This is a genomic window from Brevundimonas sp. 01N35 (genome assembly GCF_056399785.1).
In genome coordinates, this window is record NZ_JBFTRZ010000001.1 from 113,753 (window position 1) to 127,918 (window position 14,166).

Genomic DNA, 14,166 nt, shown 5'->3' on the forward strand with positions numbered 1-14,166 from the left:
ATGGAACGATGATCGGCCAGCGTGGTCAAGCGCCAGTGACGATCAGGCGTCCGAGGTTTTCGACGACTGCTCCTCGTCGTCTTCGTCCAGAACGCTGGCGCTGCGCCCCAGGGCGTCGCCGTCCAGTTCGGGCTCCTCGTCCTCAGACCCGGGTTCAGCGTCTTCGGCGCGCTCCAGCGTGCCCTCGGCGCCGGATTCGTGGATCGCCGCCAACTCGCGCGCGCCGACGCCCAGCCCCTGTTCCAGAGCTCGGTTGGTTTCGACTTCGCTCGGCTCGCCGTCGTCGCTCGTGACCGGCGGTTCCTCCTCGGGGCGTTTCGGATCGGCCATGGCGCATCTCCTTTGCAAGGGGTCTGTCCTGAACTAAGCGGGGCGCGCGCCTCGCGGTTCCGGTGAACCAAACCCGCGCCCGGCGCGTAAGTAGGGCGAAGCTGAGCCGGAGACGCCGTCCATGTCCGCCATCGAACGCCCCACGCCCGCCCAGAGGACCCGGCGACTGGTCGTCCTGGCCGCCGCCGTCTTCGCCGTCGTGATTCCCATTGTGCAGAACCTGGGCGGTTTCGGCCTGTCGCAGGCCGAGTTCGCGGCGGACGGCAATCAGACGCTGCAGGTGGCGGGCTACGCCTTTTCGATCTGGGGCCTGATCTATCTGGGCCTGCTGATCTACGCCGGGCGGCAGGCTCTGCCGCAGACGGGCGAAAGCGCGCTGATCAATCGGATGGGCTGGCCCTCGGCCGTAGCGCTGTTCGGCATCGGCATGTGGATCGTGGCCGCCGCCCTTGACCTTAAGGCGGCCAGCGTCGTCATCATCTTCGCGTCGCTGCTGGCCCTGCTGGTTCCCCTGCTGGCGGTCGCTCAGACCATTCGGACGACGGGCGCGATGGACCGCGATCGCTGGTTCCTGATCTGGCCGCTGGCGGCGCTGGCGGGATGGCTGACCATCGCCTCGCCGCTGAACCTGATCACCACGGCCACGGCCTTCGACGCCCTGCCCGCCGTCCTGTCGCCCACCGGCTGGGCCATCGCCGCCGTCGTGGTCGTGGTGCTGGTCGGGGCGGCGGTGACGATGAGCCTGCGGACCCTGGCCTATCCCCTGCCCATCGCCTGGGGTCTGGTAGGCGCCTTCGTGGCGGAACAGGCGCGGAATCCGGTCCTGGCCTTCACCGCCCTGGGCGCCGCCTTCCTCCTGGTCGTCGTCGCCGTCATCCTCGTCTTCAGCCTGAAACGCGGGATCGAGCGTCCTCATTGAACTGTTGGGATCGCGCCGGGCTGACAGGAGGCTCAGACCCGGCTAGAAGCCCCGCCCATGAGCGCTCCGCAAAAGACCACCGCTGAACTGGCCGCTGAATACGGTCTGGCTCCGAACGAGTATCAGGTCCTGCTGGACCGGCTGGGCCGAGAGCCCAACCATGTCGAGCTGGGCGTCTTCTCGGTGATGTGGTCCGAGCACTGCTCCTACAAATCCTCCAAGAAGCAGTTGATGAAGTTCCCGGTCACGGGACCGCGCGTCATCTGCGGCCCGGGCGAGAACGCCGGGGTCATCGACATCGACGACGGCGACGCCTGCATCTTCAAGATGGAGAGCCACAACCACCCCTCCTATATCGAGCCCTATCAGGGCGCGGCGACGGGCGTGGGCGGCATCATGCGCGACGTCTTCACCATGGGCGCCCGCCCGGTGGCCCTGCTGAACGCCCTGCGCTTTGGCGAACCGTCGCACGAGAAGACCAAGCGCCTGGTCAAGGGCGTGGTCTCCGGCATCGGCGGCTATGGCAACTGCGTCGGCGTGCCGACGGTCGCCGGCGAGACCAACTTCCACAAGGGCTACAACGGCAACATCCTGGTCAACGCCATGTGCGTGGGCATCGCCAAGGCCGATGAGATCTACTATTCGGCCGCGCCGGAAGCGGGCCACGACGTGGTTTACTTCGGCTCCAAGACGGGCCGCGACGGCATCCACGGCGCCACCATGTCCTCGACCGAGTTCGACGACGAGTCGGAAGCGAAGCGCCCCACCGTCCAGGTCGGCGACCCCTTCGCCGAGAAGCTGCTGATCGAGGCCACGCTGGAGCTGATGGCCTCGGGCGCGGTCGCCGCCATCCAGGACATGGGCGCGGCGGGTCTGACGTCTTCGTCCGTGGAGATGGCGGGCAAGGGCGGCGTCGGCGTCGAGCTGGACCTCAACAAGGTGCCCCAGCGCGAAGAGGGCATGACCGCCTATGAGATGATGCTGTCGGAAAGCCAGGAGCGGATGCTGGCGGTCCTGAAGCCGGGCTTCGAGGATGTCGGCTATCGCATCTTCCAGAAGTGGGGCCTGGACTTCGCCGTCATCGGCAAGACCACCGACACCGGCCATCTGGTGCTGCGTCACCACGGCGAAATCGTCTGCGACGTGCCGCTGGCCCCGCTGTTCGACGACGCCCCCCTGTATGACCGCCCCTGGGTCCAGCCCGAGCTGCAGCCGCGCCTCGACCCGGCGGAAGTCCCGGCCCCGGAAAGCTGGAACGACGCGGTGATCAAGGTCATCGCCTGCCCCGACATGGCGTCCAAGCGCTGGATCTGGGAACAGTACGACCGTCACGTCATGGCCGACACCCTGCAGGACTCCTCGACCGGCGCCGACGCCGGCGTGGTCCGCGTCCACGGCACGGACAAGGGCCTGGCCGTGACCAGCGACTGCACCCCGCGCTATGTCCAGGCCGACCCCTATGAAGGCGGCAAGCAAGCGGTTGCAGAAGCGTGGCGCAACCTGACCGCCGTGGGCTCGCGCCCCATCGCCATCACCGACAACCTCAACTTCGGCAACCCGCAGCGCCCCGAGATCATGGGCCAGATCGTGCGCGCCACCGACGGCATGGCCGAGGCCTGCCGCGAGCTGGACTTCCCCGTCGTGAGCGGCAACGTCAGCCTCTACAACGAGACCAACGGCGTCGCCATTCCGCCGACCCCCACGGTCGGCGCGGTCGGCCTGCTGAGCAACTATGACGTCGTGACCAGCTTCAGCGGCATGGCCGAGGGCGATGTCCTGGTCCTGATCGGCGAGACGGTCGGCGAGCTGGGCTCGTCCATCTATCTGCGCGAGGTTCTGGGCCGTGAAGAAGGCGCCCCGCCGCCGGTCAACCTGAAGCTGGAACGCAAGACCGGCGACTTCGTGCGCGGCCTGATCGAGGCTGGCGAACTGACCGTGGTCCACGACCTGTCCGACGGCGGACTGGTCGGCGCCGCCGCCGATCTGGCCCTGGCATCCGACGTCGGCATCGAACTGAACGCCTCCAGCGCTGCGCACGCCCACGCCTTCCTGTTCGGCGAAGACCAGGCCCGCTATCTGGTCGCCGTGGCCGACGCCGCCCCCCTGCTGGCGCAAGCCAAGGACGCCGGGCTGCACGCCTCGGTCGTCGGCGTGGCCAAGGGTCGCGACTTCGCCTCGTCGGGGCCGAAGGGCGAGCTGTACCGCATCCCCGTCGACCACCTGCGCGAGATCCACGAAAGCTGGATGCCGAACTGGATCGAGGGCTGATGCGCGCAAGGGCGCGGATTGGCGCCGTCGCTCTCGTCGTCGCCAGCGCGGCCCTCACGGCCGCCTGCGACATCGAGGGCGGCGACCCGGTCCAGCACGCCCTGCGCGACGCCTCCGCCGCCCGGCACGCGGCGGCGCTGAAGACCACTGAGGAAGAACAGGCGGCCGCCGCGCGGCGCGCCTCCGTTCAACCGGCCACAGCCCCCGTCGACGAGCTTTCGCGCCTGATCGCCGCGCGCCGTCAGGCCGTCGCGGACACCCGCGCCCTGCTCGCCGCCACCACCGACCCCGCGCTCAAGGCCCAACTGACCGGCGACCTGAAGGCCGAGGAAGGCCAGTTGCGGGCGCTGGAGGCGCGGCAGGCGGCCCAATAGGTCCGAACGCCCTTCCTTTCGGCGCCATCGTCAACACATATGGATCGATCCTGAGAAGGAGCGATCATGACCGCCGCCGCGCCGACCGCCCCATTCCGGCCCTGGACGCCGCCGCGCCGGACGCGGCCGCTGCCCTTCCTATCCTTCCTGTGGCAGAGCTGGCGCGATCCCCTGCTGATCTGGTCCGAGCGGCATTTCACCGAACCGCAGCTTTACGGCAAGGGACCAATGGGGACGGTGATGGTGGTCAGCCATCCCGAGGGCGTGCGCCACGTCCTGACCGAAAACGCCTCCAATTATGAGAAGGGCGCCTTGCAGCGCCGGGTTCTGGGCCCGCTGCTGGCCGAAGGGCTGCTGCTGACCGAGGGCGACGTCTGGCGGCGCGCCCGGCGCATCCTGGCCCCCCTGTTCACCCCCGCCCGCACGGCCAAGACAGCCCGCCGCATGGCCCAGGTCTGCGCCGCCCGGGTCGCGGGATGGAAGCTGGACTACGGCGCGCGAGTGCTGAACATCGACAGCGAGATGTCGGGCCTGACCTTCGACATCCTGTCGGCGGCCCTGTTCTCGGACGAGTTGGCGGGCGACGCCAAGGGCTTCGAGCAGGCGCTGAACCGCTATCTCAGCATCGGCGCCCGCATCGACCCGCTGGACGTGATCAACGCCCCCGGCTGGATCCCGCGCCTGGGCCGCACCGCCAGCTATGGCTCGGCGCGCTTCTTCGAGGAAAGGGTGGCGTCACTGGTCGCCGCCCGGCGCAAACGGATGGAGGCCGGCCAGGCCGCCCCCGACGATCTGCTGACCGCGCTTCTGGCCGCGCGCGACGAGACCGATGGAGCCGCCCTGACCGACCGCGAGGTGGCGGCCAACATCCTGACCTTCATCCTGGCGGGGCATGAGACGACGGCCCGGACCCTGGGCTGGACCCTGCATCTGATTTCCCGCAGCCCCGAGATCGCGGCGCGGCTGAAGACCGAGGCCGACGCCTTTGACCCCGCCCAAGACGACTGGGCCGCGCGCCTGCCCTGGACGCGGGCGGCGATCGAGGAGGCCATGCGCCTGTTCCCGCCCGCTCCGACCCTGATGCGGCTGGCGCTCAAGCCCGACGTGATCGGCGGTCAGGCGATCGAGGCCGGCACCGCCGTCATCATCTCGCCGTGGATCCTGCATCGCCACGAGACGTTGTGGGAGGAACCCGACGCCTTCCGCCCCGAACGCTTCCTGCCCGAGAACCGCAAGGCCATCGACCGTTACGCCTACATCCCCTTCAGCGCCGGGCCGCGCGTCTGCATCGGCGCCGCCTTCGCCCTGCAGGAAGCGATGATCGCGCTCGTGACCATCCTGCACGCCGCCGAGGTCGAGGCCATCACCCCCGTCGAGCCGCGCCCCACCCACCAGATCACCCTGCGCAGCCGCCAACCGATGCGGCTGAGGCTGCGGGCGCGACGGGGCTAGCCCCTCTCCTCCGTCATCCTCGGGCTTGACCCGAGGATCGAGCGCAGCGGCCCGCTCACCCTTCCAGATGTCGCGCAGACGGACGGTCCGATCCCCGGGTCAAGCCCGAGGATGACGGCGCGGGGTTTCAGACCTGCGGGATGGCCTGGCTCAGTCGGCCGCCGACGCGGATGGCTTCGACGCGGATGGCCAGACCCGTGCGGTCGTCGGTCTCGACGAAGACGCCGCAGATGGTGGCCGGGCCGCTGGCGGGGACGTAGCGTCCACCCGACAGACGAGTGGTGAAGCGGCGCAGCGGCTCTTCCTTGTCGTTGCCAATGACCGAGTCATAGTCGCAGCAACCGCCGGCGTCGGTCTGATAGGCCGTGCCGTGGGGCAGGATTTGGCAGTCGGCGGTCGGGACGTGGGTGTGGGTGCCGACCACCAGGCTGGCGCGGCCGTCGCAGAAGTGGCCCATGCCCATCTTCTCGCTGGTCGCCTCGGCGTGCATGTCGACGATGACGGCGTCGGCGACGACGCCCAGAGGCGCGGCCTCCAGCTCGCGCTCCACAGCGCCGAACGGGTCGTCCATCGGGTCCATGTGGATGCGGCCCAGGACGTTGATGACCAGCACCCGGCGGCCGTCGGCGGTGATGAAGACATCGGCGCCGCGTCCCGGCGCGTCCATCATGCGCGGATAGTTGGCGGGACGGATCAGGCGCGGCTCGCGCACGATATAGGTCAGGGCCTCGCGCTGGTCCCAACTGTGGTTGCCCAGGGTCAGGACGTCGGCCCCGGCGGCGAAAATCTCGCGCGCCGTGTTCTCGGTGATGCCGAAGCCGCCAGCGGCGTTCTCGGCGTTGACCACCACGAAATCCAGTTTGAGGTCGCGCCTCAGCCCCGGAAGATGGTCCGAAAGTCCATCGCGCCCGGACTTGCCGACCACGTCACCAAAAAATGCCAGTCTCATTGGAAGGCTCTATAGCCGGTCTCAGTCAGAACGCCATGCAGGCGCATGTCATGCGGCTCCAGCGTCAGCGGCTCGACCTGCTGGCCGGCGTAGGCGAGGCCGACGCGGACCGCGTCCGGCAGGCTCGCAAAAGTCCGGTCGTAATAGCCGCCCCCCTGCCCCAGCCGCCCGCCGTGAGCGTCGAAGGCCAGCAGCGGCGCCAGGATCAGGTCGGGAACGACGATCTCGCTCAGCGGCAGAGGCGCGGGGCATCCTGCGGCGTCCAACTCCAGCGGCTCGCCCGGCGTCCAGGCGCGAAAGATCATGGCGGCGTCGCGCTCGACCACCACCGGCAGGCACAGGCGGCGGCCCGCCTGATGCAGGGCGACAGCCAGGGCGTCCGCATCCAGCTCCGAGCCCATGGCGCGATAGAGGGCGACGGTCGCGCCGGGCGGCAGGGCCTCGGCGTGACCCGCCGCACGCTCGGCGGCTTCGCCGTCGACCTCGGCCAGCCGCTTGCGCAGCGCGCGCATGGAGGAACGGAGTTCGTGTTTGGAGGTCATCACGCTCTGCCTTCTCCCGTCATCCTCGGGCTTGACCCGAGGATCGAGCCCAACGGCCCGCTTGAGGCCGGATAGGTTGAGCGCGTCGCGCAACCCGATCCTCGGGTCAAGCCCGAGGATGACGGCAAAGGAGGCGAGGAAGGAAAGTGCGCTCAAGCAACAAGCCCCCCGCGGGGCGAACGATAGCGCAAAAAAGAATGAGGGTGGCGGCGCCGCAAGAGCCGTGAAGAACGTTTAAATCCTCTCGACCTGGGTAGCCAGGTGGGCTCCGTGTGACCAAGCCCTCGAGCCCGGTCAGGGACAGATCCCTTTGAGTGAATTAAGGTCAGAAGGAAATGTTGTCTTCGACGTGAGCCGCAGCAGGACCCGCCATTGGACAAGATAGGGGGTCCGGGGCGTTTCAACAATGGCGAACCACCGCCCGTCATCCCGGAAAGCGCGCAGCGCTTATCCGGGACCGCAAGAAAGGCGGCGTCCTGGGCCGTCCCGGCTCTTGGCTAGGCTGCGGCCGGGATGGCGGTTAGGGACGTTCAGATCGTCTGACAGATCTTCTCGATCCGCGCCGCCACGGCGTTCAGGGCTTCGGCCACGCCGTCGCTGGCCGGCGGCGGCGGAGCCTTGACCGGGCCGTTCTGCGGCGCCGGGCCTTCGCCGTTCTCGAGCCTTTGGCGCGCCTCGTGCAGTTCGTCGGCCAGCATCAGCGCGGCCATGAGGAACAGACGCAGGTCGCCGACATGGCCCACGTCGCCGGAAATCTGGCGCACATGGCTGTCGAACTGTCTGGCCAGGATGCGGACGCGCTCTTCCTGACCGTCGGCGCAACCCACGGCATAGGGACGGCCGTTAACATCGACTGTGACGGTCGCCATCAGCGGGCCTCCTGTTCGGCCAGAACGTCGCGCACGGCCTCGGCGGCGCGGCCCAGGACCTCGGCGGCGTCACGGCCCGCGGCCTCCAGTTCGGCGATCCGCACCAGGTCGGCGATGTTCGACGGGCGCGGCGCAAACAGGTCGTCGTCGGTGATGGCGGGGGCGGTGGCCGGACGCGCCTTCAGCTCCAGCACCTTGCGTTCCAGCAGGGCCAGGGCCTTGTCGATGCGTGTCTTTGCGGCCGTCACGGCGTCCATTGGGGTCCTTTCATCCAGATTCCGTATAGAACCTGTGCGCACGTCGGGGTAAAGCGGCGCCGCCCCGCTATATCCTGTTTCCTGAGGAAAGGTCTCGCCATGACCGACGCTCTCGCCGCATTCGCAAAGCCTTCGCCCAAGCAGATGGCCGACGCCATCCGCGTCCTGGCCATGGACGGGGTTGAAAAGGCCAAGAGCGGCCACCCCGGCATGCCGATGGGCATGGCCGACGTCGCCACCGTCCTCTACTCGAAATTCCTCAAGTTCGACGCCAGCCGCCCCGACTGGGCCGACCGCGACCGCTTCATCCTGTCGGCCGGCCACGGCTCGATGCTGATCTACAGCCTGCTGCACCTGACGGGCTATAAGGACGCGACCAGGGAACAGCTGGAAAACTTCCGTCAGTGGGGCGCCAAGACCGCCGGCCACCCGGAATACGGTCACATGACCGGCATCGAGACGACCACCGGCCCCCTGGGTCAGGGCATCGCCAACTCGGTCGGCTTCGCCCTGGCGGAACGCCATCTGGCCGCACGCTTCGGCGACGATCTGGTCGACCACCGCACCTGGGTCATCGCCGGCGACGGCTGCCTGATGGAAGGCGTGTCGCAGGAAGCCATCGCCCTGGCCGGTCGCCTGAAGCTGAACAAGCTCACCGTCCTGTGGGACGACAACGAAATCACCATCGACGGCAAGGTGTCGCTGTCGGACGCCACCGACCAGCTGGCCCGCTTCAAGGCCTCAGGCTGGGCGGTGAAGGCCATCGACGGCCACGACCACGGCGCCATCAAGAAAGCCCTGGCCTGGGCCACCAAGCAGTCCAAGCCGAGCCTGATCGCCTGCAAGACCAAGATCGGCAAAGGCGCCGCCACCATGGAAGGCAGCCACAAGACCCACGGCGCGGCCCTGGGCGCCGCCGAGATCGCCGCCACCCGTCTGGGCCTGAAGTGGACGCACGCGCCCTTCGAACTGCCTGAAGGCATCCAGAAGGCCTGGGCCAAGGTCGGCAAGCAGGGCGCCAAGGCCCGCAAGTCGTGGGAAGCCCACCTGCTGAACCACGCCCAGCGCGACGACTTCACCCGCGCCATGGCCGGCGACCTGCCGGTCGGCGCCTTCGAGGTTCTGGACGCCAAGCTGAAGGAACTGGTCTCGACCCAGCCCGCCCTGGCCACGCGCCAGTCGTCGGGCGAGGCGCTGGAGACGGTGTTCGCCGCCATCCCCGAACTGATCGGCGGCTCGGCCGACCTGACCGGTTCGAACAACACCTTCGTCAAGAACACCCAGATCCTGGACGCGCCCGACTACGCCGGTCGTTACGTCAACTGGGGTGTCCGCGAGCACGGCATGGCCTCGGCCATGAACGGCATGGCCCTGCACGGCGGCGTCATCCCCTACGCCGGCACCTTCATGGTCTTCTCGGACTACAGCCGCCCGGCGATCCGCCTGGCCGCCCTGATGGGCGTGCGCGTGGTCCACGTCCTGACCCACGACAGCATCGGTCTGGGCGAAGACGGCCCGACCCACCAGCCGGTCGAGCACCTGGCGGCGCTTCGCGCCATCCCGAACCTGATGGTCTTCCGCCCCGCCGACACAGTCGAGGCCCTGGAGTGCTGGCAGGTCGCCCTGCAGCACAAGAAGACGCCGTCGGCCATGTGCCTGTCGCGTCAGAAGACCCCGGCGATCCGTCTGACCGACGCGGGCGAAAATCTGTCGCGCAAGGGCGCCTATGAGCTGAAGGCCGCCAACGGCGAGGCGAAAGTCACCCTGTTCGGCACCGGCACCGAAGTCGCCCTGGCGCTGAAGGCCGCCGAAACGCTGGAAGCCGAAGGCGTGCCCACCCGCGTCGTCTCGGTCCCCTGCTTCGAACTGTTCGAGCAGCAGCCCAAGGCCTATCAGGACGCCGTCATCGGTCGCGGCACCGTCCGCGTCGCCGTGGAAGCCGCGATCAAGCAGGGCTGGGAACGCTTCATCGGCGAGGACGGCGGCTTCGTCGGCATGTCGTCCTTCGGCGCCTCGGCCCCGGCCGAAGTCCTCTACCGCGAGTTCGGCATCACCGCCGAGGCCGTGGTCGAAGCGGCCAAGGCGCGGCTTTAACCCGACTTCCTTCTCCCCTTGAGGGAGAAGGCCCTCAAGCAGCCTCAGGCGTTAGCGCGCTAAAAATCCTTCTCCCCTTGCGGGAGAAGGTGGTCTGCGAAGCAGATCGGATGAGGGGTGTCGGCGCACCCCTCATAAGACTCTTCCAATCGGCGGTCTGACATTGGAAAGGGCGCCGCCGTCCCCCCTCATCCGGGTCGCGCTGCGACCCACCTTCTCCCTCAAGGGGAGAAGGAAGCGGAGACGATCATGCGCATCGGCACCCCTCTCACCGACAACGCCACCCGCGTCATGCTGCTCGGCTCGGGCGAGCTGGGCAAGGAGGTGGCGATCGAGCTTCAGCGTCTGGGCGCCGAGGTGATCGCGGTCGACCGCTATCCCAACGCCCCGGCCATGCAGGTGGCGCACCGCAGCCACGTCATCCCGATGACCGATCCGCAGGTGCTGAACGGCCTCATCATGGCCGAGGCCCCGCACATCATCGTCCCCGAAATCGAGGCCATCGCCACCGAGGTCCTGGCGGCCATCGAGGCGGCGGGCATGGCGCGGGTCATCCCGACCGCCCGTGCGACCCAGTTGACCATGAACCGCGAGGGCATCCGCCGCTTGGCCGCCGAAGAGCTGGGCCTGCCGACCAGCCCCTACGCCTTCGCCGGTTCGGCCGAGGAACTGGCTGCGGGCGCCGAGGCCGTCGGCTTCCCCTGCTTCGTCAAGCCGGTCATGTCGTCCTCGGGCAAGGGTCAGTCCTATGTCGAGAGCGCCGACGCTGTGGCCGACGCCTGGACCTACGCCGAGGCCTCGGGCCGGGTCGCGGGCGGCCGGGTCATCGTCGAGGGCCGGATCGACTTCGACTATGAGATCACCCTGCTGACCGTGCGGTCGGCGACCGCCGACGGGGAAACCAGAACCGACTTCTGCGCCCCCATCGGCCATCGCCAGCAGAAGGGCGACTACGTCGAAAGCTGGCAGCCCCAGATCATGAGCGAGGCCGCGCTGAAGGCGGCGCAGGACATCGCCGGCAAGGTCACCGACGCTCTGGGCGGTCTCGGCGTCTTCGGCGTCGAACTGTTCGTGACGGGCGACCGGGTCTGGTTCTCCGAGGTCTCGCCGCGCCCGCACGACACCGGACTGGTGACGCTGGCCACGCAGACCATGAGCGAGTTCGCCCTGCACGCCCGCGCCATCCTGGGCCTGCCGGTGGACGTGTCTCTGCGCGAACCCGGCGCCAGCGCCGTCATCTACGGCGGCATGGAGGCCGAGGGCGTCATGTTCGAGGGCGTGGCCGAGGCCCTGTCCGTTCCGACCGCCGACCTGCGGCTGTTCGGCAAGCCCGAAGCGTTCGAGCGTCGCCGCATGGGCGTGGCCCTGGCCCGCGGCGCCGACACCGATCAGGCCCGCCAACGCGCGACCGAAGCGGCGGGCAAGGTGCGGGTGGTTAGACCGTAAATTCCCCTCTCCCCTTGCGGGAGAAGGTGGACGGCGAAGCCGGACGGATGAGGGGTCGCATCGCCCTGGCCGTCGCCCTTGGCGCGCGCCGTCGCGAGACCCCTCATCCGGCCCTGACGGGCCACCTTCTCCCTCAAGGGGAGAAGGGCGAGACTCGTCTTCGACTTTAGTCGATTGGCGCCGATGGTCGTTCCGGTCCAGAAAAGGCTAAAGGTCGCACTCAAGCCGGCCCGGAGGACCGTTCGTCATGGGCAAGCTCAGGACCGCGCTGATATTCGGCGCCATCGCCATACTCGGGGCCGTCGCCCTCGCGGTCATCGCCCTGCATCAGGGCGAGAGCATCAGCGCGGTCTGGATCGTGATCGCGGCGGTCTGCGTCTACGCCATCGCCTATCGCTTCTACGCCCGCTACCTGGCCGGCAAGGTCATGGGGCTCAACGCCGCCCGGCCCACCCCGGCTCAGCGGCATAATGACGGCATGGACTATGTGCCGACGCCGAGAAACGTCCTGTTCGGCCACCATTTCGCGGCCATCGCGGGCGCCGGTCCCCTGGTCGGGCCGGTGCTGGCGGCGCAGATGGGCTATCTCCCAGGCGTGCTGTGGATCCTGATCGGCGCGGTTCTGGCGGGGGCGGTGCAGGACATGATGGTCCTGTTCATGTCCACCCGCCGCGACGGCCGTTCGCTGGGCGACATGATCCGTACCGAAATGGGCCCTGTCCCCGGCATCATCGCCCAGGTCGGCGTGCTGATGATCATGGTCATCATTCTGGCCGTTCTGGCCCTGGTGGTGGTCAAGGCCCTGGCCGAGAGCCCGTGGGGCACCTTCACCGTCGCCGCCACCATTCCCATCGCCATCTTCATGGGCCTCTACACCCGCTATCTGCGGCCCGGCCGCGTGGGCGAGGTCTCGGTCGTCGGCGTGGTCCTGCTGATCCTCGCCATCATCGGCGGCGGCCATGTGGCGGCCGATCCCTTCTGGGGGCCGGCCTTCACCCTGACAGGCACGACGCTGGCCCTGGCCATGATGGCCTATGGCTTCATCGCCTCGGTCATTCCGGTCTGGCTGCTGCTGGCCCCGCGCGACTACCTGTCCACCTTCCTCAAGATCGGCGCCATCCTGGCCCTGGCCATCGGCATCCTGATCGTGCGCCCGCACATCCAGATGCCGGCCATCACCCCCTTCATCGACGGCTCGGGGCCGGTCTTCTCGGGCGCCCTCTTCCCCTTCCTGTTCATCACCATCGCCTGTGGGGCCGTCTCGGGCTTCCACGCTCTGATCTCCTCGGGCACCACGCCCAAGTTGCTGGAGAATGAGAACCAGATCCCGCTGATCGGCTACGGCGCCATGCTGTGCGAGAGCTTCGTGGCCATCATGGCCCTGATCGCGGCCACGGTTCTGGACCCGGCCGTCTATTTCGCCATGAACAGCCCCGCCGCCGTCATCGGCACGGACGCCGCCTCGGCCGCCGCCGCCGTGGCCCAGTGGGGCTTCCACATCACCCCGGCCGAGCTGGAAACCATCGCCCGTCAGGTCGGCGAGCACACCATCCTGTCCCGCGCGGGCGGCGCCCCGACGCTGGCGGTCGGCATGGCCCACATCCTGTCCAAGGTCATCGGCGGCGAGGCCATGATGGCCTTCTGGTATCACTTCGCCATCCTGTTCGAGGCCCTGTTCATCCTGACCACGGTCGACGCCGGCACCCGCGTCTGCCGTTTCATGATCCAGGACCTCATGGGCGTGGCCGTACCCAAGATGCGCGACACCCACTCCTGGACCGCCAACATCATCGCCACGGCGCTGACCGTCGGGGCCTGGGGCTATTTCCTCTATCAGGGCGTGGTCGATCCGCTGGGCGGCATCAACACCCTGTGGCCCCTGTTCGGCATCGCCAATCAGATGCTGGCCGCCGTGGCCCTGATCCTCGGCACGGTCGTCCTGTTCAAGATGAAACGCGAGCGGTTCGCCTGGGTGACAATGGTTCCGGCCTTCTGGCTGCTGGTCTGCACCCTGACGGCGGGCTTCCAGAAACTGTTCCACCCCGACGTGCGGGTCGGCTTCCTGGCCCACGCTCGCAAATACAGCGAGGCGGCGGCGAACGGCGAGCTTCTGGCCCCGGCCAGGACCGCTGCGGACATGGGCCGGATCGTCATGAACGACTACGTCAACTCGGTGCTCACGGCGGGCTTCCTGTTCGTGGTCCTGACCATGGTGGTCTATGGCGTCACCGCCTGCCTCAAGGCCTATCGCAACAACCGGCCCACCGTGCAGGAAACCCCGGCCGCGCACGAACTGACGCTGGAAGATCAGGCCATGGACGCGGCCCGTGGCTAGGCTCCAGCCCCCCGCGGCCCCGGCCGATCTGGTCTGCCTGTGCCGCGAGGCCGTGGTGCGGTGGGGCAAGGACGCCCGCCGCACCGCCAATCTGATGATCGGCCAGCCGGACTATGACGCCTATGTCGCCCATGCGAAGGCCACCCACCCCGACCAGTCGCCGCTGGACCGCACCGCCTTCTTCCGCCTGCACGAACAAAGGCGGTTCGGCGGCTCAGGCGGCTTCCGCTGCTGCTGAAGCGGCGGGGGTCGCCGCTTCGGTTACACCCGATCACACCTTGTTAACGCGGCGGGGTTGAATCACGACGCCGATCGTCCGAGTAAGGCATCC

The 14,166-nt window shown here is 68.5% G+C and carries 13 protein-coding genes and 1 other RNA gene; 8 read left to right on the top strand and 6 right to left on the bottom strand.

Annotated features, from left to right (window positions below; genetic code table 11):
* Positions 1–42: 42 nt before the first annotated feature.
* Complete coding sequence (locus AC1DJ5_RS00555; RefSeq protein ID WP_477019322.1) at positions 43–330, bottom strand: hypothetical protein; 288 nt, start codon at positions 328–330, stop codon at positions 43–45.
* 121 nt (positions 331–451) lie between these two features.
* Between AC1DJ5_RS00555 and AC1DJ5_RS00560 the strand changes: the two genes are divergently transcribed.
* The 4 genes from AC1DJ5_RS00560 to AC1DJ5_RS00575 all read left to right on the top strand — a co-directional run bounded on the left by AC1DJ5_RS00560 (position 452) and on the right by AC1DJ5_RS00575 (position 5,343).
* Positions 452–1,249 (top strand): hypothetical protein, encoded by a 798-nt coding sequence (locus AC1DJ5_RS00560; protein ID WP_477019323.1) that lies wholly within the window; start codon positions 452–454, stop codon positions 1,247–1,249.
* Positions 1,250–1,306: 57 nt separating this feature from the next.
* The gene (gene purL, locus AC1DJ5_RS00565) at positions 1,307–3,517 is read left to right on the top strand and encodes a phosphoribosylformylglycinamidine synthase subunit PurL (RefSeq protein ID WP_477019324.1); all 2,211 of its coding nucleotides are present in this window, start codon (positions 1,307–1,309) and stop codon (positions 3,515–3,517) included.
* Positions 3,517–3,891 (top strand): indole-3-glycerol-phosphate synthase, encoded by a 375-nt coding sequence (locus AC1DJ5_RS00570; protein WP_477019325.1) that lies wholly within the window; start codon positions 3,517–3,519, stop codon positions 3,889–3,891. Before purL ends, AC1DJ5_RS00570 begins: the two co-directional genes overlap by 1 nt.
* 66 nt (positions 3,892–3,957) lie before the next feature.
* On the top strand, positions 3,958–5,343 hold the full coding sequence (locus AC1DJ5_RS00575) for a cytochrome P450 (protein ID WP_477019326.1): 1,386 nt from the start codon (positions 3,958–3,960) through the stop codon (positions 5,341–5,343).
* 127 nt (positions 5,344–5,470) lie between these two features.
* Here AC1DJ5_RS00575 and AC1DJ5_RS00580 read toward each other — a convergent pair whose 3' ends face one another.
* The 5 genes from AC1DJ5_RS00580 to AC1DJ5_RS00600 all read right to left on the bottom strand — a co-directional run bounded on the left by AC1DJ5_RS00580 (position 5,471) and on the right by AC1DJ5_RS00600 (position 7,960).
* Positions 5,471–6,292, bottom strand: coding sequence for a TIGR00282 family metallophosphoesterase (locus AC1DJ5_RS00580; RefSeq protein WP_477019327.1), 822 nt, complete (start codon positions 6,290–6,292; stop codon positions 5,471–5,473).
* Entirely contained in the window at positions 6,289–6,834 is a 546-nt protein-coding gene (locus AC1DJ5_RS00585; protein ID WP_477019476.1) for a 5-formyltetrahydrofolate cyclo-ligase, read from the bottom strand. Before AC1DJ5_RS00585 ends, AC1DJ5_RS00580 begins: the two co-directional genes overlap by 4 nt.
* Before the next feature lie 205 nt (positions 6,835–7,039).
* Positions 7,040–7,200, bottom strand: a non-coding RNA gene (gene ssrS, locus AC1DJ5_RS00590) — 6S RNA.
* Between the two features lie 164 nt (positions 7,201–7,364).
* A complete protein-coding gene (locus tag AC1DJ5_RS00595; RefSeq protein WP_441455796.1) occupies positions 7,365–7,703 on the bottom strand; it encodes a cell division protein ZapA in 339 nt (112 codons plus the stop codon).
* Complete coding sequence (locus AC1DJ5_RS00600) at positions 7,703–7,960, bottom strand: hypothetical protein (RefSeq protein ID WP_477019328.1); 258 nt, start codon at positions 7,958–7,960, stop codon at positions 7,703–7,705. Before AC1DJ5_RS00600 ends, AC1DJ5_RS00595 begins: the two co-directional genes overlap by 1 nt.
* Positions 7,961–8,059: 99 nt before the next feature.
* On the opposite strand from AC1DJ5_RS00600, the gene tkt reads away from it, so the two are divergent.
* From tkt to AC1DJ5_RS00620, 4 genes are all read left to right on the top strand, one after another.
* The gene (gene tkt / locus AC1DJ5_RS00605) at positions 8,060–10,054 is read left to right on the top strand and encodes a transketolase (RefSeq protein ID WP_477019329.1); all 1,995 of its coding nucleotides are present in this window, start codon (positions 8,060–8,062) and stop codon (positions 10,052–10,054) included.
* Positions 10,055–10,303: 249 nt separating this feature from the next.
* The gene (gene purT, locus AC1DJ5_RS00610; RefSeq protein ID WP_477019330.1) at positions 10,304–11,500 is read left to right on the top strand and encodes a formate-dependent phosphoribosylglycinamide formyltransferase; all 1,197 of its coding nucleotides are present in this window, start codon (positions 10,304–10,306) and stop codon (positions 11,498–11,500) included.
* Positions 11,501–11,747: 247 nt separating this feature from the next.
* Complete coding sequence (locus tag AC1DJ5_RS00615) at positions 11,748–13,835, top strand: carbon starvation CstA family protein (RefSeq protein WP_477019331.1); 2,088 nt, start codon at positions 11,748–11,750, stop codon at positions 13,833–13,835.
* Positions 13,828–14,073 carry a YbdD/YjiX family protein gene (locus AC1DJ5_RS00620; RefSeq protein ID WP_477019332.1) on the top strand — a complete coding sequence of 82 codons (246 nt, stop codon included), beginning with the start codon at positions 13,828–13,830 and terminating at the stop codon, positions 14,071–14,073. Before AC1DJ5_RS00615 ends, AC1DJ5_RS00620 begins: the two co-directional genes overlap by 8 nt.
* Positions 14,074–14,166 lie beyond the last annotated feature (93 nt).